Origin of the sequence: Desulfobacter sp., from assembly GCA_028768525.1 — a bacterium.
Taxonomy (GTDB): domain Bacteria; phylum Desulfobacterota; class Desulfobacteria; order Desulfobacterales; family Desulfobacteraceae; genus Desulfobacter.
Map to the genome: position 1 here is coordinate 612153 of CP054837.1, position 19411 is coordinate 631563.

Sequence of the window (19411 nt, forward strand, 5' to 3'; positions counted from 1 at the left end):
AAACAACCAGGATAAGACGTATGGCCCAGAAAATAACCCTAAGCATACCGGATATGCTCCATGAAAAACTGACGGAATGGCGCAGTTCCTTTAACTTTTCAAAAATGTTCCAGGAGGCGCTTACCGAGGCGATCCAGAAAAAAGAAGAGCTTCAAAAGCGGTTTTCCGAAGAGCTGGACATGCCGGATATCGTCAAGCGTCTCCGGCAGGAGAAACTGGACTGGGAAAACAGGTTCTACCGGTCCGGGAAAAAGCAGGGGCTCAAATGGGCAAAGTCCGCCCACTACCAGGACCTGCTCTACGTACTCCATTGTGAGGACACGTATGAATTGCTCAACCACGAAGACTATCAGTCCTATTTCAACGGCATTTATAAAGCCAACGGCCTTGGCAGTTATACCTCCCAGGAAGGGGTGGACCATGAAAAGAAATTCATCGACGGCTGGTTTGACGGCGTAACATCATTCTGGAATGAAGTGAGGAATCAACTATGAAAAGCAGCACCTTGATTTTAGGCATAGATGCGGGATCAGTTTCAATCCATCTGGCAGCAGTAGATCAAAAAGGCAGCCCGGTATTCACGGACTCGGCTTTCCACCACGGGGAAGTCAAAGAAACACTGGACCGGATGCTCAACCGGTTGCGGGAGATGGCGGTCCTTGAACGCATCGGCCACGTGGCAAAAACGGCGGGCACACCCGCATTTATAGGGGCCGACGCCGTTATTGACGAACAGGTGGCCGTCATCCGGTCTGTCCGTAGCCGTCACCCCGGCGCAGGTGCCCTTCTCAACATCGGCGGTGAAAAATTTTCTTTAAGCCTGTTTGACGACCGGGGCAACTATACCGGAGCACGGCACAATACCTCATGTGCCGCCGGCACGGGAAGCTTCCTGGACCAGCAGGCCGGTCGCCTCCACCTGGCCGGCTCCCATGAGATATCTGCCAGGGCCCTTGAAAACTCAGGCTCCCGCCCGGACATCGCCACCCGGTGCGCCGTATTTGCCAAAACCGACCTCATCCATGCCCAGCAGGAAGGATATGATATCCCCCAGATCTGCGACGGACTCTGTTACGGCCTGGCCAAGAACATCGCCAATACCCTGTTTAAACAGAAACAGCCCAAGGGCAAGGTGGTTTTCTGCGGCGGGGTATCCCAGAACACGGCCGTGACCGCCCACCTTGAATCCATTACCGGTATCAAATTAACCATTGATGACCTCTCTCCGGTATACGGGGCCCTTGGCGCCGGACTCTGCCTGGCGGACGAATCTCCGGCCCGTGCCAGTGACTATAGCGCGCCTGCCGCTTATTTTTCATCCCAGGACAAATCATCGGGATACCGGTACCCTGAGCTTGATCTCAAGCTTTCGGACTACCCCGATTTCAAGGCATTTAAATCCTATATCTGCCACGGGGTTGAAGTGGATGTCTACCAAGACCCGGCCGCCAGGAGCATCTCCTACGGCTTCCTCGGGCTGGATGTGGGCTCCACCTCCACAAAAAGCGTATTAACGGACCAGGCCGGCATACCGGTGGCCGGATTTTATACCAAAACCGCGTCCAGGCCGGTCCAGGCCGTCCAGACCCTATTCAAGGCCCTTGACGGATTCAGGCGGGACTTTGGCTTGGAATTTCCGGTCAAGGGATGCGGCACCACCGGCTCCGGCCGCAGGATTTCGGCCAAAATCATCGGCGCCGACATTGAACCCGATGAGATCACGGCCCATGCCACCGCCGCGGTGAACCTGAACCCGGAGGTGGATACCATCATTGAAATCGGCGGCCAGGATGCCAAATTCACCCTTCTCAAAGACGGGATGGTCACCTCCTCGGTTATGAATACGGTCTGCGCCGCCGGTACGGGAAGCTTCATTGAGGAGCAGGCGTCAAAACTGGACTGCCCGCTATCCGAATACTCCGCCAGGACCGAAGGGGTCACCGCACCGGTGTCCAGCGACCGGTGCACGGTTTTCATGGAGCGGGATATCAATTACTTTTTTGCCGAGGGGTATGAAAAAAATGAAATCCTGGCCTCGGTGCTCCATTCCGTCCGGGACAACTATCTGACCAAGGTGGCCAATGTGGCCAAAATCGGCAGCCAAATCCTTTTCCAGGGCGCCACGGCCCGGAACAAGGCATTGGTGGCCGCCTTTGAACAGAAACTGAACAAGCCCATTTATGTTTCCAGCTACTGCCACCTCACCGGTGCTCTGGGCGTTGCCCTCATGGCCATGGAAGAGGTAAAGCAAGGACGCCTGCCCCGATCCGCCTTCAGGGGCTTTGGAATCTGGCAGGAAGAAATACCGGTACGCCAGGAAGTCTGCAGGCTGTGCACCAACCACTGCAAGATCACCATTGCCGATGTAGACGGTTCCCCCCAGGCATACGGATTCCTGTGCGGCAGAGACTATAACACCCAAAAACGGGTGACCGGCACAACCGGATACGACCTGCTTGCAGCCAGAAAAGCAATCCAGAAAACCCACCGGCCGACTCCGGTTCCCAGAACCGATCTGGTTGTGGGGTTGCCCGACGGCCTTCACATGACCGCTGACCTGCCCTTCTGGAAATTATTTTTTACGGGGCTCGGCGTCAAAGTCAAAACCAGCACCAGCCTGAAAGACCCGGTCAAACAGGGGAAAAAACTTGCCGGTGCCGAATTCTGCGCCCCGGTGGTGGCCCTGAACGGCCATGTGGATCACCTTCTCAAAAAAACAGATTTTGTTTTCCTCCCCTTTTATTTTGAGGACAAGACCAATGAGAAGGAAACCCGGCGCCAGCACTGCTATTACACCCAGTTTACCCCGGCAGTGCTTTCAGGCCATGCCGAATCCCACAGAATTATCACCCCCATGATCAAATACCTGTACACCAGCTTCCACACCAAAATGGAATTGTACACTGCTTTGAAACAACTGGATAACGGCCGGTTCTCCTTTTTTGATATTTCACAGGCATATGACCGGGCCGTGAGCATCCAAAAGGGCTGGACGGCGGAACTGAAACAGGTATATGCCCGCAACCGAAAAGATGGGAGTCACAGCGGCACAGATACTGGCGGTTGCCGGGAGAAAGTGGATGTGCTCCTTTTGGGCCGGCCCTACACCGTGCTGTCCAAGGCCATGAACAACAATATTCCCGGCATCTTTTCCAACCTGGGCATTAACGCCTTTTTCCAGGATATGATCAACCTTGAAGGACGGGATTACAGCCCCATCGCCCCCCTGCTCAAGCAGATCCACTGGAAGCATGCCGCAACCATTCTCAAGGCCGCCTACGCCGCCGCCACCACAGAGAACCTCTACCCCGTGTTTGTCTCCTCATTCAGGTGCGCCCCGGATTCATTTGCCGTGGATTATTTCAAAGAAATCATGGAACAATTCAACAAACCCTACCTGGTGCTTGAACTGGACGAGCATGACTCCAGCGTGGGGTATGAGACACGGATTGAAGCGGCGGTACGTGCGTTTACCAATCATGCCCGCCGGCAGGAAAAGCTCCCGCTTCCCGACCCTGACCTGTTTACCCCCCGGTTTACCGAGGAACTCACGGGCAAAACCATTATCTTCCCCAACTGGGATGCCATCACCGGCCATCTCATCGTCAACATACTGAAAAACGAGGGATATGATGCGGTACTCATGGAAGAGACCCAGGAAACCCTGAAAAAATGCCTGCTGACCAACACCGGCCAATGCCTGCCCCTCAATGCCGTGGCCGCAGGGTTCATTCACACGGTGAAAAAACACGGCCTGAACCCGGCCGATTGCGTGCTCTGGTTAAACGATTCGGCCATTGCCTGCAATATAAAAATGTATCCCTACCATATCCAGAAAATCCTGGCCCGGGAAAAAAACGGATTTGAACTGGCCAGGGTTTACAGGGGTGAACTCTCCCTATTTGACATCGGCCTGAAAGCCTCCACCAACACCTATTTCGCCTATATGTTCGGCGGGTTGTTCAGAAGCATCGGCTGCAAAATCCGGCCCTATGAAATCAATCCGGGAGAAACGGACAGGGCGCTGAAATCTGCAGCAGATATCATGGGGACGGCATTTCTCACCGGGGGATCCAAGGAAAAGGCCCTTAATGAAATTATGTCCATTTTCCGGAAAATTCCCAGAACCCGGGGCTCCCGTCCCAAGGTCGGTATCTTCGGGGATCTCTATGTCCGGGACAACAGTACCATGAACCAGGACCTTATCCGGTTCATAGAGGAAAACGGGGGCGAAGCCGTTACCACCCCCTATTTCCAGTATGTACAAATTATCGCCAATGCCTATTTCAAAAAATGGTTCAAAGAGGGAAAATACCTGAGCCTGATCTCCAACAAGGCGCTTCTGGCAGCCATGAAAACCATGGAAAGACGGTATTATCCCTATTTTAAACCCTTTCTTGACGAATCGGATCTTCGGGTGACCCAGTCCTATGACGAGATTCTACGGGAATACGGCATGCGCCCGGAACACACAGGGGAGTCCATGGACAATATCCTCAAAATCCACTATATCGTCCACGAACACCCGGATCTGGCCCTGCTCATCGGCGCCAACCCGGCCTTCTGCTGTCCGGGCCTGGTCACCGAGGCCATGGCCGAACAGATTGAAAAAAAGGTAAAGGTTCCCATTGTGAGCATTACCTATGACCTGTCCGGAGGCAATAAAAACAAGGTGGTGGTCCCCTTCCTCAAGTATCTGAGAAAGCCCCCCTATTCCTCCCAGAGACGGAAGGCCTCTGTCTGACGCTGGCCAGGAAGGTAGGGACTGATTTCCGGGTATTTTTTGAGAAATTCATTTTGGAATTCTATGCGGGCCACGTTGAGCCGGTTATGTGAATCCACGGCCCTGCGGTACCGGAGATAGTATTCATCGTAATTTTTCAAATGGACGGGGCTCTGCAGCTTTGTGATGCTGTCAAAATGTTTATAGGTATATTCCAGCAGGGCCCCGAATTCATCCAGATACCGCTCAAGGCTTTCATAATGGCGGATCACATTCCTGTTGGTATAAAAGAGCTGAATCTCGTAGACCCAGTTCAGCTCTTTTTTAATAAAATAGCTTTTATAATCTGAGGTGAACTTGACCATCCGCCGGATGGCGGCCTGATTCTGGGACATGGCGATTCTCAGTTCACCGATAAAATCAATGGTGGTTTTGAGTTCGTTGATCCGGGATTCCACCTTGGACATCTGCTCAAGCTGCACCAGTGCTTTGTCCAGCCGTTGTGTGGTATGTTTTAGGGTATCGCTGAAGCGCATGACCTGACGGGTCAGGGGCGGCAGATGATCATATTTTGTATCTTCCTTCATCTTCATATAAAGATAAAATTCAGATCCGGCCACCGCTGTAAAGCTGGTCAGAAAAATCATGAACAGGATCACGCCCTGGGTTTTCCTGGATTTAAAAATAAAATAAGGAGTGGTGATCGGGGCGGCAAAGACAACGGCCGCCCACCATTTGGGAAGCTGCCGGCGGTGGCACTCAAAAAACATAAGGCCGGAAAGAATCATAACAAAAGGGAAATAGATATAATACAAGGTTTAATTATTCCTTTGGGTCTGGATGTCATAGCCATTCCGGAACACGGTCATTGTCACAGCGCCCTGGAGATCCGTCCGGAAAATTTTCATTCCCCGCTCCCGGTACCGATGGAGTACGGGAGCATGGGGGAATCCGTACCGGTTGTTGTATCCACAGGATATTATTACCCCCTGGGCATTGAGTTTATCAAGGAAAATATTGGTGCTGCTGCTTTTACTGCCGTGGTGGGGGGCAACCAAAATGGTGGTGCTTGCCATCATATTCCCCTCCCCGGCCAGTAGTTTCTCCCGGTCAGATTCAATATCGCCCGGGAATAGGATAGATACATCGCCGTGGACAAGGCGGCAGACCAGGGAGTTGTTGTTCACATCCAACGGAGATCCGGGCGCCGGCAATATCTGGAGGCGGGTCTGGTCAAAGGCCAGGTCCAGCCCTTTTGTGCCGGGCGAGTGCTGGGGGATCCCTTTTTCTTTGGCCAGGGCAGTCAAGGCCTCAAAGGCCCGGGCAGTACTTTCGTCCCCGTTGCGGAACCATTGTTTCACCCGAAAATTCTCCATGATAAAAACCAGGCCGTTCATATGGTCGGCCTGGGGATGGGTCAAAACAACGCCGTCCAGGTTGCAGATCCACTGCCGCCACAGATAGGGGCCGATAATGAACCGCCCGGTATCAAAACCTGAGCTGCCGGAAAATCCGCCCCCGTCGATGAGCAGGGTGCTCCCCCCGGCCGTTCGGACCACTGCGGCATTCCCCTGGCCGACATCAAGCACAGTCACACTCATACGCCCCGGGCAAAACCGCTGTTTCAGACCGTATGCCGTATACAGGACACCGGCGGTCATAATCACGGCCAGAAAAATATAGGCCTTTTTTTTACGGGTAAATACCGCAAGATATACGGCTGCCATAAAAAGATAAATCAATGCCAGCGCCAGATTGTCCGGGGTGACCACCCTGGCCCAGGACGCCTCAAACCCGGTGATACAGTCAATAAGCCTTAGGCTGATCCCCAGCAGATCCAGACCCCGATCCAGCACCCACATCCCGCCGGGCGTCCATATCCACTCCAGCACCAGACCGGCGAGCCCGAGCGGCAGGCAGACAAATCCGATCACAGGTACAAATACCAGATTGGAAACAACCTGCACACAGGAGACCATATTAAAATACCGGGCAATCAGCGGCCCTGTCCCAAGGCCTGCAAACAGGGTCACAAGAACCATGCCCCAGAGCCATGCCACCCCTTTATGTTCAGGCATCCACCCCATACGCCGGACCCGGGTAAATCCAACAATAATAAAAAACACCGCAGTAAAGGATAATTGGAAGGATATGGAAAAAAGAGCCGGCGGATCAAATGCCAGAATCAGTAAGGCTGCAAGGCTGAGAATATTCAGGGGATCTTTTTCCCTTTCCGCCAGCAGGGCTGCCATGAACGCGGCAACCATAACCAGGGCACGCTGGGTGGAAGGGGAAAATCCAGTAAACAGGGCATAGCCGGACAGGGGAATCAGGGTAAGCACCCCTGAGGCCTTCCGGGCAAGCCCCCTCACCGACAGGGTATGAATCCGACTTAATGCGCCGTTGATGAACAGGTAAAACCCCAGGGCAACCAGGGAGAGGTGGAAGCCTGAAATTGCGAGCAGGTGACTGATCCCGGCCCTGGCAAACCCCTCTTTTACCTGCCGGGGCAATACCTCTTTCTGTCCCGTCACCAATGCCGTCAGCACACCGGCGGCATCCGACCGGCGCTCTTTGGCCAGGGCCAGCACCCGTTGCCGGAACCGGTTGCGCATGGATGCCGCCCGGCGGTAAAATTCGGTTTTAATACCCGTATCCCCCCTGGGCAGAATCTTGATTTTCCCGGCCTGGGCATGGGCGGAGCCAAAAATTCCCAGGTATCGCATCCTGGCCTTATAATCATATCCCCCTGGATTGGAAAAATTCCGTATACCGTTCAGACGGCTGTAAAACCGGACATGGTCGCCGAATCCAGGAATCCCCCGGGATGTCTCACTGGCAGCCCCGTAAATATTTAACAGAATACGGCCGGAGACCGCCTGCGGGGCGCCATTTTTCTCCAGAATTTCACTGCAGTCCAGCACCATCCGAATTTTGCCGGGATAATAGCGGGGCAGGGAAACCACCGTCCCTGAGACCACTTTAGGGCCATTGTCCGCAAATTTTGAGATATGGTTGTCCTGCAACACCGGACGGTGAATCCGCCCCATGGACATGGCTCCCCACACCGGAGCGAGAACAGCGCAGAGGATCAGAGTAACTGAAGAACGAAAAGAGATGAAGGTAAAGACCAGGCCGGCGGCAAGCGCCAGGGCCAGGCAGTACCAAGCTGGGGAGAACAGGGGGAATATCCCCATCCATACCCCGCAGCATAGCAAGACTGCCACAGGCAGCAAGGGAGGGCAAATGCGGTCCAGTCCGGTTTTCACATAGGCCCTCCCCTATTCTTTTAAAGCGGCATTTATTTAAAGCCGCCTCACTCTGATTCCCAGGAAATTATCCCGGGGTCTGATTTTCAAGATTTGATCCTCAGGATATCTGCCCCCAGGGCTGAAAATTTTTCCTCAATGGCTTCATATCCCCTGTCCATATGATATACCCTTGAAATCAGGGTGGTGCCTTCTGCCACCAGGCCGGCAATAACAAGGGATGCGCTGGCCCTGAGGTCCGAAGCCATCACCGGTGCCCCCTGCAGCTTTTTGACCCCCCTGACCATGGCATAATTCCCATTGGAAATGGAAATATCCGCCCCCATGCGCAGCAATTCATTGGCATGGATAAACCGGTTCTCAAATATGGATTCATGGATAACGGCATTGCCGTCGGCAATGGCCATTAATGCCATAAACTGGGCCTGCATGTCGGTGGGAAACCCCGGGTAGGGCAATGTTTTGATATCCACACTTTTTATGGACGCCCCGCCCCTCACCCGGACACTGTCCTCAAACACCTCCACCTCGGTGCCCGTGCCGCGCAGTTTGCTGATAATGCCGCCGATGTGGTCCGGTATACAGCCCCGTATCATGACATCTCCGCCAGTGGCCGCTGCCGCCGCCATAAAAGTGCCGGTTTCAATACGGTCTGGGATCACCCTGACTTCAACGGGGTTGAGTTTGTCCACGCCTTCAATGGTTATAATCGCCGTCCCGGCCCCGGAAATCCTGGCCCCCATCTTATTCAGCGCCTCAGCCAGACAAACGATTTCAGGTTCCCTGGCCGCGTTGCGCAGCACGGTCTCACCCTTTGCCAAAACCGCCGCCATCATCAGGTTTTCCGTGCCGGTTACCGTGGGGATATCAAAATAAATCTCATTTCCGGTCAGTCTTGGACCGGTGGTTTTGGCCTCAATATATCCATGTTCAATGGTTATTTCAGCCCCCATGGCTTCAAGTCCGGTCAGATGCATATTCACCGGCCGGGCCCCAATGGCGCACCCTCCGGGCATGGAGACCTTGGCATGGCCGAACCGGGCCACCAGCGGACCGAGCACGAGGATGGACGCCCTCATTTTACGGACCAAGTCGTACTCCGCCTCAATTTTATTGATCCCCCTGCCGTCCACGGACAGGGTATGGTCATCAAATTCGCATACCGCCCCCAGGTCCTCCAGAAGCAGTTTAATGGAATTAATGTCCATGAGCCTGGGCACATTGGTAAACACAGTCTGACCGTCCACCAGGATGCTGGAGGCGATTAAAGGAAGCGCGGCATTTTTTGCACCGCTGATAAACACGTCGCCGCCGAGGCGGCAGCCACCTTTGATTTGAATTTTGTCCATAGATACTTCGGCCTTCCAAGGATGGATTAATTAAAAAAAGGGGCTCAGCTAAAAAGCCCGGCCCCTTTTTAAATCTAAATGGTACCTGGGACGAGAATTGCACTCGTACAGAGATAATCTCCGAGGGATTTTAAGTTACTACCTCCAAGCACCCTACTTTCCTTTGCTGAAGCGGATCTTCTTTAACAACAAGGGGTTCCGCTTTTTGCATTCTTATTATCAATCGCCTCTTTTATCATATTTTGGATTATTTTGGAATTGTTTTCACACACCAGAAAAGGGGGTATTGGCTTTCTCACAATAAAACTTTCTCAGGTATTTCTCTCAACACTTGAGCCAATTTGTGTTGGTCCCATTCAATTGGTATGACGCCATAACGTTTTAGGTCTGGAGGAATATTTTCCATTAAATCTGGGTGTAACAAACCAATAATTGGTTTTCTCAATACAAATGCTTCTTGATACTCATATTCAATCCATTGTTGGTATGATGAATTGCTTTGAACGACAATCAATACTAAATCAGCTTGTGCAAGTTGATTTCTAATCGCTAATGCAAGATTGGGAAACTTCTTAATTACGTCGTCTCTTGTTTTTCCAGTATTGCCAATTCTAATATGCGTAATGTTATTTAAACACTGATTAATATCTTCACGTTCATCTTTTAATTTTGCCACCCTTTTTTCAACCTTGTTAATCTCGACATCCAATTGAAATAAGCCGGATTGGTTCCGCTTTTTTTCTCTTTGAAGGTTCAGTCCTTCAATTCTGCTTTTTATTTTTTCTAAAGACTTAATTTTTGCAACAAAACCTGGATTTAGAATTCGTTCTCGTTCTTCTGCTATCAACAAATCAATTTGCTCATATTGTATAATTTCCATTTCTTTAATTTTCAAATTAGCACGACGAGCCTTTAGATGTTTTAGTTTATTAGAAAATTTGTACTTTAGCTTCGTTATTTCAGCAGAACGGTTATTCAAGAATTCAATCCTTTGAGGGATTGCCTCTTCTCCTGTTGCTACAGATATTGCCTGGTCTTTAGATATGGATAGATTAACCCAATTGAAATCTATTATCGAATTTAGCATCGTCACAAGATTCTGATAAAAGATTTCATTTTCCCAAGAATGGCTAATGAAAATTTTAATAGGTTTCTTCATTGCGTTTTTTGGAATGAGCGCCCCATTGGAGGGCCATCAGTGAATAGTCTAATGGGACATAGCCGTTTTTTCAAATGATATCAAATGCATCCTGTGATATTGGCAGTCCATTATCCATGGAATCAAAGATCAAGGGAGATGTCAATCAGGAAATCCCTTAGAAAACAATCTTTTTTCTCTGGCTGTGGAATTTGTAAAAAATATATTGGCAATCCAGATAAAGGGGCTTAAATTCACATCAACTTGCTTAACAGCCATTGCATTATATGAATCCTATGATCCCAAAGCATTAGGAAGTTTGGTACCCCCACCACATGCCCCCCCCCACTATCACCAATCGGTAATTCTCATGTCATGTTCCGATTATAATCACCTGGTATATATCAAACAAAAGAAAGACCAGGGATTTAACCCCACACAGCTTTCAAAGGAGTATGGGGTATCTAAGGCTACTATTTATAATGTGCTGAATGAAGCTGACTGAAGCTGACTGATTATCAGGCTGAGCAAAGCGGCAATTTAATAAAACTTTAGATTTCCGTTTAATGCTTTATTAAAGGCTGTTCTCTGCTGAGAAGGTAAAAAAACTATAGATTAACTGTAGGATCAAACCAAATTATTAGAACCACCATCACTACAAATAGTAAGAGTACGATATATAAATGTTCCGTATCAATTGCTGTATCCTTGGCGTTTTTATTTGCTTCCAAATAAGCCTTTGTTTCTATAACGACATTAACTTCATCCATTGGTGTATTGCATTTAGGGCAAGTACGATCTGCCGTTAAATATATCGGGCTTGAATGTAGGCAAGACGGACAAATCATCTTTTCCATTTTATCAATATCACAGCTATCAGGAATGATTTTTTTTTGGTGCTTTCTTTGTGCATTCCAAATGCGAATGTACAAAACTGAAAAGTACCCCCCGATAGAAAATAAAAAGATACTGCCTGCCACATAAGCATTGATTGTAACCTTAGCTGACTCCCCATAAAGATAAGTATCTATGCCTCTTTGGGGCACTCTAATAAAACCTTTTTCATTGTAATCTTGCCAGCTTGTAATAGCTAAAAACAGCAAAAAAAGGCTTCCCGCAATAAGTCCCAAAATAGTTTTGCGGGCAGTTTTCTGAGAATTGAAATAATAACGAGGTTTTCTATTAATTGACTTCATAAAAATTAAAGAAAGAACCGTAAGAATTAATCAATTTAAATGGAGAATATCCTTACCCAGTCTGAAAATCATAGTACAAATATTGAATATCGAACGAACTTGTTCTCTATTCCACTTTTTCTTTTAGAGGATTCTATCCGAAACCTTTTAAATACATGATAAAAAATGGCTATAAACGGTAAAGACACAACACCAACTACAAGTATTAATTCTATTGGGTTGGAATAAGAAAATAGCATGGAATTTGTTTTTTCACTTTAGCCTGATTTAATATTTCTATTCCCAGCCTTTGATTAGACACCATAATATATATGCACCGACAATTGTACCTATTGGGAAGCCAAACAACATAACTACGGCCAGAATAATTCCAACTATTCGCCCCCAGTCTTTGTGCTCTTTTATTGCAGAACCGATCTTGAAAAATAGGAAAGGGATTAAAGCCATAGAAAACATTGGGACCAAAGCCACTGGATCTGGCAAAGAATTATCTCCAGCAAACAGAGGAATTATAATCGCTATCGTCATACCTATAAAACCCAACACCTGCAACCAACCAAAGAGTCTGATAATCCGTCCAGCTTTTACGTATGTTTCCATTATTTAACTCCTGTTTTTATGTAACAAATGAATATACAGATTTGAATAATATGATTTTTTAAAAGCTATCCTCATTAAATTGATTTAAAGATTATCCTGACGGTTATCAGCTTTGCAGCACAAGATTTCTAATCTTCAATTACAAAAGAACTGCCGTCTCTAAAAGATGTATGCAACAAGGGACTTGTTGAAATTTCCTCACTACATACGCCCCCTTTTGGGAGTTGCCCGGATTCCCAGTTCAACTCATTTTCACCATCACAAAGTCTGGATGCAAGCGATTTTAGCGAAGGGATATTATCACTTTCAGCAATCACTTTGGTTCCTTTTTCTGGGTCAGTTCGAAGCAATTTCATTATCCATCTCCTGAGTTATTGAACCTAATATTTTCCTGGGTGCTCAATGCTTTGCCCCCATTCCCCATCACAAAAAAGCCTTAAACAGCATGAGGCGAATTCTTTGGATGAGCACAACACTGAAGGATCACCAAAGAATCATTTGATGGGAAATGACCAATTCGTTACAAAGAAGCCCAATTTACCCTGTGGCATTAACAGGCCATACCAGAACGAATCAGATATAATCGGCCATGTCAATCAGGGAAACCCTTAGAAATTTTCTGATTTTCAAAAAAGTTACCCTTATTTCAGCCTGCCAGATGAAAAATGGGCCGATTTCAGGACAAAAATCCTGGGGTACACGGCCAGAAAAAATGAGATGCATACCGGATAGCAGGAAAAAGAAAGGCGGTCATTTAACGCCGCGCAAAGTTCCTCTGACCCAAAGACTATATGAGATACTATCAAAACGCTATAAGGTCAGGAAATTAGAGTACCCTTGGGTGTTTTGTAATACTTATTTAGACTGGAAAACCGGGAAAAAAGTAACTACCAAATTCAAGTATCGTTCGACCATATTGAAGACGCTGTGCAAAAAGGCTGGCGTGAGAAGATTTTCTTTTCATGCTTCTGCGTCACTCAGGAGTTTCAATCATGGATAATATGAACGTGCCATTGGCAGCTATTCAGAAAATTTTGGGTCATGAAAATCGTACAACAACAAAAATCTATTTGCACAGTATTGGTGGGTCGGAAATAGAAGCGATGTCTATTTTTGAGTCAGCTACACAAAATCCACACACCAATCCACACCACGGGTATTTAGCAATAAAAAAGGGGTTCAGCATTACCAGCTAACCCCTTGATTTCATTTGGTACCTGGGACGAGAATTGAACTCGTACAGGGCTCAGCCCCGAGGGATTTTAAGTCCCTCAAAAAGCACTTTCACTCACCTTCACAGAGAGTCCTCAAAAAACCTCCAAACCATTGACCCCAAAGGGTTTTTGTGCTATCAATATTTCATTGATTTTCACACAACTTAAAACACTTTCATAAAAAAAAGTTGTACAGGGGTTGTACAGAAATGAGGGGTAGACATGGCAACCGCATGGCATAAAACAGATTTCAAAGGCGTCCGTTACAGAAAACACCCCAAGAGAAAGCACGGGATCAAGTTCGATCAATATTTCGTTATAACCTACAAACTTGACGGAGTTACAAAATCAGAGGCCATAGGTTGGGCCAGTGAAGGCCATTCGGCATCAGAATCCTTTGAAAAGTTATGTGAGCTTAAACGTAATCAAAAATCAGGACAAGGTCCAAGAACCATCGCTGAAGCTAAGCAAGAGGCTGAACTAAAACGTGAACAAATTAAGCGAGAAAGAACCGCCGCAGAACAGAAAAATAAAACGCTTAATCAATACTGGCCGGAATATTATAAAACCGCAAAAAAATCTAAAAAAAAAGTCAGTTATGAAAAAGAGGAATCTCACTATAGATTGTGGCTTTCCCCATTGCTTGGGCATATATCATTGAATGATATCAAGCTTGAACAATGGGATCTTTTAACAGAAGCCCTGTCCAAGGATGGAAAATCAAAACGGACACAAGAATATGTTACTGGCACACTTAGGCGCATCCTCAAACATGCTTACCACAGACGATTAATTGATGAGGCCCCACCATCAGGAAAAAGAATCGGCGTTACAGGCCCAGGAAATAGTAACCGGCGCAGAAGAATTATAAGGCCAGATGAGGCAGAAGCCATCCTATCGAAACTTGAAGAAACAGACCGCTCTGCATGGCGAATCACAAGATTTGCATTCCTGACTGGTTGCCGTGCTTCCGAGGCGTTTAATCTCTGCTATCGTGACATCGATCTCATCTCCCAAATCATAACATTTCCAGAAACCAAGAATAAAGATCCCCGATCCCTGCCTATTTCTGAATCTTTGAAACAAATATTTGACGAGATACCGGAAGGAAAGCCCCAGGATAGAGTTTTCTTAAGCCTAAAGGAAATTCCCTACAAAGAAGCCCCCTCCGCATTTCGAACTGTAGTTGACGCTTTAAAACTGAATGAAGGCCGAGCCCCCCTTGATAAAATCAGTTTTCATTCAATCCGGCATTCTGTCGCCACGGAACTTGCCAAACGGCTAAATATTCGGGAACTAATGGACGTTATGGGATGGCGGACTGTTTTAATGGCAACTCGTTATATAAAAGGTGATGAGGATACAAAACGAAATGCACTGGCAGGATTAGAGCAAGCATTAAAACCCCAGGAAGGAAAAATTTTGCCTTTCAATAAAAAAACAGGTTCAACATAAAAATTGGGGTAAAATGCGGATACGGTTATAAATGCCAGCTTTTGCCGTATTCCAAAATGTTTTACACTCCAAACCTGTATATAAAATCGCCAATTTTAAATATAAAATCAAGGCATCCACTTTATAACTTACATAGCTCAAAAACTGATAGCGCCTAACATCTTGTAGGAGAGATCAAATGCCGAAAAATAAAAAGCAGGAACAGGAACTACTGGAAAAACAAATTAGTAGGCATGAACGTGCCTGTGAGGGAATAGATACATACCAACATTTTAAAAAATTAGATTACTGGACACTTGATGAGGGGGTAAAGTTATTAATTGCCCCGAATGAAATTGGTCAAAAATCAAAAAGTATGTTTCCATTATTGTTCGACATTGAATTTTTACAAAACCCTGAGAGATACCAAAAAGTTACCAGGGCTATTAATAAATCTTTGCCTGTCGAAGGTAATTACGAGGAAAAAAGAATAGAATACAAAAGCGGGGATGCAAAAAAAACAGTTTCTACACATTGGTATCATTGTTGCGCCCGTCTTAAAGTAAATCCGTTCGAATTTCTTGAATTTGTAAATGACAAACAGTTGTTTGATATTCCAGACAAATTACAGTTTTTAAAAGTACGTCTGGATTCAGGAAAGTATTTATATTCTTGGCAGGATGAAGTTTTAGAAAATCCTGACAGTTTTAATCATCTTAATTGTGACGAAAGTGCAAAACTTAGCGGGAAAGAAAGTCAGGAGTTAGGGCGGTTAAGAACTGAAAAAAGAACAATGGATGCAACGGTTAAAGCTGCCATAGAGGTGGGGAAGTTTGTACAAACCAAAATCAATAACAAAGAAAAAATAGTGAGAGGGCATATAGAGAATTTTGTAAATAAACTTGATAAGAATATCCCGGGCACCAGGATTGATCTCATTTGGGAATCCATAAATGATGAAGTTAAGAACGGCCCAGGACGCCCCAAAAAAGCCAAATCCTAAAACCCCCCAAAACATTCCAGACATAAAATTCCTTGAACGAATTAATGTTTTGGGAATTTTTTAATTCCTACGCCTACATATATTTCCTTTCAGAGTCATTAATAATAAATATGAAAGGAATTAAAAATGGCCCAAGAAGAAACCAAAACGAAAGTTCCGACTTTTTCCCAGATCATTAAAAACAATCCGTCTGGTTACATTCTGAGATCTGACCTGACAGAAAAAACTGGTGGTCTGTTACATAGTCGTACCCAAGCAAACCTTGATTCACTCGGCATTGGTATCCCAGGCCGGATCAAGATAGGAAACAGAAAAGTTGCATATCCTGTCCAGGCCGTTGTTGAATACCTGCAAAAGCTTGTAGAGTTGGCTGATGGGAAATAAATCCAAGACTTCGACTGGCTGTAAAGCCCATGAGATAGATGATTTTCAGCCCAAAACGATTTCGGCAGACTTTGATCCTGCCCTGCTACCGGAGCGCCCGTGGATTGTATTAGGTTCCATTCTTTTGGGCCATGTTTCAATCATTATTGGGCCAGGCGGCGTCTGCAAATCCATTTATAGCATATTGGTTGCCATCATGGTTGCTGCCCGTGGACTTTCAAGTCAGACAGATCTAATCGGGCCAGTAATGATGAGAGGTAAAACCCTCATTATTAATAACGAGGATGACCATGTTGAAATGGAACGCCGAATAGCCGGTGTTATGATAGCATACGGCATTAAGCCACCAGAACTTGAAAACCAATTCTATTATGAATCAGGTTATGGAGCCCGGCGATTAATCTGTGATTCGAAGGAAGACGGTCAAGTCGTCAAGGCACCATTTGTTGATCGGCTGGTGGATTATATCGAAATGTATAAAATTAAGGTTTTGGTTGTCGATCCGTTTGTTTCCAGTCATCGCAGCAGTGAAAACGACAATTCCAAAATTGATGATGTGGTTCATATCTACAAATCTATTGCCGCCGTGACCTGTTGTGCCATAGTTCTTGTTCATCATACCCGTAAAGGTTCAGCAAATGGCACCCCAACCATTGAAGACAGCAGAGGCGGCAAGGCCCTGTCCGATGGTTGCCGGGTGGGGGAAATCATATTGCCCTTGTCGAAGCAAGATCAAAAACGATTTGGGCTGTCAGACAATGAAGCCCGGAATATTGTCCGCATGGATAACGTCAAGGCCAATTACAGCCAGAAAGGGGAAGGTGTCTATTTACGGCTGGATTCCATTACCTTGCCCAATGGTGATTCGGTGGGTGTCCCGCGCAGGATTGAGCTAAAAGAAAAGGACAATAGCCATGGCAAGGGCAAGGGCAAGCGTATTGCCGAGATCGCCCAATTTATGGCTAAAGCCTTGACAGGAAAGATCGGGCCTGATGGTGGGAGCCTACCATGGGCTAAGCTGAGAGCTAAATATATGCCCCTGGCAAACGTGAGAAAGTCAACCGCCAATAACGAGGTCATTCGCTTGTCGAAAAGCCGCGAGAAAGCCCAAAAAACGAGTTTTATTGATGCTCAGGGGCAGCATGTATTTTATCAGGTCTGGTATTCCAAAGGAGATAAAAAAACCAGCCCCATTACGGTGCATGTGGAACCACAAACGGAGAATCCTGGGCAGGAAAAGGAACCTGGAAATGACACTTTCACGGGGGCATGAGAAACAGCTTTCCAGCTTTCCAGAGCTTTCCACTGGAACGATATAAAGCTTGTCAATAAAGGTTTTTCACGGTTTTGTGATTGCTTTCCAGGCTTTCCACGAGAAATTGCATGGAACACATCGTGAAACGCGCGTGAAATATAAACTTTCCACTTTCCATGCTTTCTACCCCTTAAGGGGGAGTCCTCTACGCGGAAAGCTGGGGGACACCCCTAGGGCTTCCCCAACTTTTTTAAGATCGCATAACCCATATCTAATTTGTCAGCCTTGTTAACCGACTGATATAATAAATTACTTTTTTATAGGGAATATATTATGAGAGAATCGAAAGTTTTTAAAGAAAATGAAGTTTCCGACGTTATACTTGAGCCTGAAAATACTGTGTTCCCATGGATCATTGATACCGTTTATGAAATGATACATGCACAAGGCCACCAAACAGGCCGTAAGTGTTATGAAGGGGATAAATATATCGGAGATTATTTCAAAATTACCATTGAATGTTTCGGCTCAAAAAAAGAGCTGGAATTGAATCGAGAAATTATGGATAGGCTTATTTGATACAATGCAAATTTTTTAGATGTAGAAATCTGGATTTGATCTGGCGACGTCTGTCAAAAATTCAATTCAATATCGCGTTACTCTCGATTTCAATTCACAATACCACATATTGTGGTTGAGGCATTTTTTTAGATAGTCACTACATAAATAGATAAGATCAACGCTTCTTGATGCTCAGAATAAAAAATTGAATCTTGCAATTTTCGACAAGGGATGTTTAATCTCCAATTAAGTGTATTCTGATTTAGGATTGTTTCGTATTCATTGTCATTTTATAGTCTTGTGGAAAAATTATGGGTCCCGAAGAACAATTTATTAAGTATTACAATCTTAGACAAAAGATTGATTCTTTACAAGAATCAAACATACGTCAACAAAAAGTATTGGCAACTCTTGAACAAAAGAATCATAAGGAGTTTATTGATATCCTTAGTCACGATGTGGAGGAAATAAGAAGAGACTACAACAAATGTCCCACTCAAGGAAAACGTAGGAATTTTATTAGAGCTGTCTTTGTTTTTATTGAGGGAATTATTTTTATAATAAAAGATGAAATCCTCACAAATGAAAAGCTAAAGCGGGAAAAAGTATTTACGCCAGAAGAAATAATGCTCTTAAAAGAAGAATCACCTTCAGTTTCGCGAGGGAAAGCGAGAAAAAGCACGAAATATCTAAAACTTGCTGAGAATATAAGATTCACTATAAAATGTTTTAGCAAGGCAAACCACATTACCAATGTGCCCAATTTAGGAGGTCAAGAATGGGAATATCTTATAGATTCAATAAATATTCGTCACAGGGTTACGCATCCTAAGAAAGCATCAGACTTAGAAATATCAGAAAATGACCTTGCCAAAGTCGTTATTGGTCACTTTTATTTTAAAAAAATCACAACGGATCTTTTTGAAGAAAAAGCTATCAATCTTAAGAAACTGGTTCGTGGAGAAACTCTTTATTGAGACAATTTCATATTTTGAGGCCATTCCTCAGTTTTATTTTTTTCGATTGGGGAGCGGCCCCAAACATAGCAGGACAAATTTAAGTTTTTATCGCCCGTGAGCGTTTAATGTAAAAAGTCATATATGCGCAGATACATTTTAGGGACTCCTACTTTACACTGCAAAAACCGAGGCATCGCCACTATACAGGCAACTTCCAAAAATATTACCGGACCCGCAAGTATATTCTATCCACAGTTTTATCCGGTTACAAGTTAATCACCAAGGTTCTTTCACGGTAAAGTAAATTTCCTTTTTTTTGGGGCATT

At 45.9% G+C, this 19411-nt stretch carries 15 protein-coding genes and 1 pseudogene; 9 read left to right on the top strand and 7 right to left on the bottom strand.

Annotated features, from left to right (window positions below; genetic code table 11):
• Nucleotides 1-20 precede the first annotated feature (20 nt).
• Both HUN04_02670 and HUN04_02675 read left to right on the top strand, forming a co-directional pair.
• On the top strand, nucleotides 21-494 hold the full coding sequence (locus HUN04_02670; protein ID WDP88697.1) for a hypothetical protein: 474 nt from the start codon (nucleotides 21-23) through the stop codon (nucleotides 492-494).
• Nucleotides 491-4744 (top strand): CoA activase, encoded by a 4254-nt coding sequence (locus HUN04_02675; GenBank protein ID WDP88698.1) that lies wholly within the window; start codon nucleotides 491-493, stop codon nucleotides 4742-4744. Before HUN04_02670 ends, HUN04_02675 begins: the two co-directional genes overlap by 4 nt.
• Here HUN04_02675 and HUN04_02680 read toward each other — a convergent pair.
• The 7 genes from HUN04_02680 to HUN04_02710 all read right to left on the bottom strand — a co-directional run bounded on the left by HUN04_02680 (nucleotide 4711) and on the right by HUN04_02710 (nucleotide 12631).
• A complete protein-coding gene (locus tag HUN04_02680) occupies nucleotides 4711-5538 on the bottom strand; it encodes a hypothetical protein (GenBank protein WDP88699.1) in 828 nt (275 codons plus the stop codon). The genes HUN04_02675 and HUN04_02680 overlap by 34 nt on opposite strands.
• A 3-nt stretch (nucleotides 5539-5541) precedes the next feature.
• Nucleotides 5542-7992, bottom strand: a complete 2451-nt coding sequence (locus HUN04_02685; protein WDP88700.1) for a DNA internalization-related competence protein ComEC/Rec2 — start codon at nucleotides 7990-7992, stop codon at nucleotides 5542-5544.
• An 86-nt stretch (nucleotides 7993-8078) separates the two neighbouring features.
• Nucleotides 8079-9341 carry a UDP-N-acetylglucosamine 1-carboxyvinyltransferase gene (murA, locus tag HUN04_02690; protein WDP88701.1) on the bottom strand — a complete coding sequence of 421 codons (1263 nt, stop codon included), beginning with the start codon at nucleotides 9339-9341 and terminating at the stop codon, nucleotides 8079-8081.
• Nucleotides 9342-9636: 295 nt separating this feature from the next.
• Nucleotides 9637-10500, bottom strand: coding sequence for a TIR domain-containing protein (locus HUN04_02695; protein ID WDP88702.1), 864 nt, complete (start codon nucleotides 10498-10500; stop codon nucleotides 9637-9639).
• A gap of 587 nt (nucleotides 10501-11087) precedes the next feature.
• Complete coding sequence (locus HUN04_02700; protein ID WDP88703.1) at nucleotides 11088-11675, bottom strand: hypothetical protein; 588 nt, start codon at nucleotides 11673-11675, stop codon at nucleotides 11088-11090.
• A gap of 276 nt (nucleotides 11676-11951) precedes the next feature.
• Nucleotides 11952-12275 (bottom strand): hypothetical protein, encoded by a 324-nt coding sequence (locus HUN04_02705; protein ID WDP88704.1) that lies wholly within the window; start codon nucleotides 12273-12275, stop codon nucleotides 11952-11954.
• 128 nt (nucleotides 12276-12403) lie between these two features.
• Nucleotides 12404-12631 carry a hypothetical protein gene (locus HUN04_02710; GenBank protein ID WDP88705.1) on the bottom strand — a complete coding sequence of 76 codons (228 nt, stop codon included), beginning with the start codon at nucleotides 12629-12631 and terminating at the stop codon, nucleotides 12404-12406.
• A gap of 365 nt (nucleotides 12632-12996) precedes the next feature.
• Here HUN04_02710 and HUN04_02715 point away from each other — a divergent pair.
• The 7 genes and pseudogenes from HUN04_02715 to HUN04_02745 all read left to right on the top strand — a co-directional run bounded on the left by HUN04_02715 (nucleotide 12997) and on the right by HUN04_02745 (nucleotide 19103).
• Nucleotides 12997-13471, top strand: a pseudogene (locus tag HUN04_02715) (tyrosine-type recombinase/integrase).
• A 240-nt stretch (nucleotides 13472-13711) separates the two neighbouring features.
• A complete protein-coding gene (locus tag HUN04_02720) occupies nucleotides 13712-14944 on the top strand; it encodes a site-specific integrase (protein WDP88706.1) in 1233 nt (410 codons plus the stop codon).
• Between the two features lie 178 nt (nucleotides 14945-15122).
• Complete coding sequence (locus HUN04_02725; protein ID WDP88707.1) at nucleotides 15123-15926, top strand: hypothetical protein; 804 nt, start codon at nucleotides 15123-15125, stop codon at nucleotides 15924-15926.
• Nucleotides 15927-16052: 126 nt separating this feature from the next.
• Complete coding sequence (locus tag HUN04_02730) at nucleotides 16053-16310, top strand: hypothetical protein (protein WDP88708.1); 258 nt, start codon at nucleotides 16053-16055, stop codon at nucleotides 16308-16310.
• Nucleotides 16300-17583 carry an AAA family ATPase gene (locus HUN04_02735; protein ID WDP88709.1) on the top strand — a complete coding sequence of 428 codons (1284 nt, stop codon included), beginning with the start codon at nucleotides 16300-16302 and terminating at the stop codon, nucleotides 17581-17583. Before HUN04_02730 ends, HUN04_02735 begins: the two co-directional genes overlap by 11 nt.
• Nucleotides 17584-17898: 315 nt before the next feature.
• Nucleotides 17899-18144 carry a hypothetical protein gene (locus HUN04_02740; protein WDP88710.1) on the top strand — a complete coding sequence of 82 codons (246 nt, stop codon included), beginning with the start codon at nucleotides 17899-17901 and terminating at the stop codon, nucleotides 18142-18144.
• A 293-nt stretch (nucleotides 18145-18437) separates the two neighbouring features.
• Nucleotides 18438-19103 carry a hypothetical protein gene (locus HUN04_02745; protein WDP88711.1) on the top strand — a complete coding sequence of 222 codons (666 nt, stop codon included), beginning with the start codon at nucleotides 18438-18440 and terminating at the stop codon, nucleotides 19101-19103.
• Nucleotides 19104-19411 lie beyond the last annotated feature (308 nt).